Origin of the sequence: Streptomyces sp. BE20 (genome assembly GCF_036322525.1) — a bacterium.
Taxonomy (GTDB): Bacteria; Actinomycetota; Actinomycetes; order Streptomycetales; family Streptomycetaceae; genus Kitasatospora.
The window spans coordinates 1-405 of sequence record NZ_JAQYWW010000490.1; the positions used below are offsets into that span (position 1 = coordinate 1).

Genomic DNA, 405 nt, shown 5'->3' on the forward strand with positions numbered 1-405 from the left:
CCCCCCCGCCCCCGCACCCCCCCGCCCGCACCCCCCGCGCCGCCAGGAGCAGCGCGCCCAGGGCGGCCGTGCACGCGGGCTCGACGGTGATCGCCGGCCCTTCGTGGCCGAGCGTGTTGGCCACGCGGCCGGAGACCACACTGGCCGCGCTGCAGGTCAGCAGGGGGCCCTCGTTCTCCGCGGTCTGGGCCTCCGCTGAGGCGTAGTCCTGGGAGTTGACGCCGGTGAACCCCCCGGTGCTGCTGCCGCGCAGCGCCACCGGGTCGATGCCGGCCCGTTCGAGCGCCTCCCAGGAGGTCTCCAGCCGCAGCCGCTGCTGCGGGTCCATGGCGAGCGCCTCGCGCGGCGAGATGCCGAAGCACTCGGCGACGACGTCGCCCGCGTCGTGCAGGAAGCCGCCGTGGC

Annotated in this window: 1 protein-coding gene; it reads right to left on the reverse strand. The window is 77.3% G+C overall.

The genetic code is table 11. The features are described 5' to 3' along the window. The coding region (locus PUR61_RS06775) for a beta-ketoacyl synthase N-terminal-like domain-containing protein (protein WP_329876675.1) at positions 1-405 on the reverse strand (405 nt) is incomplete at both ends.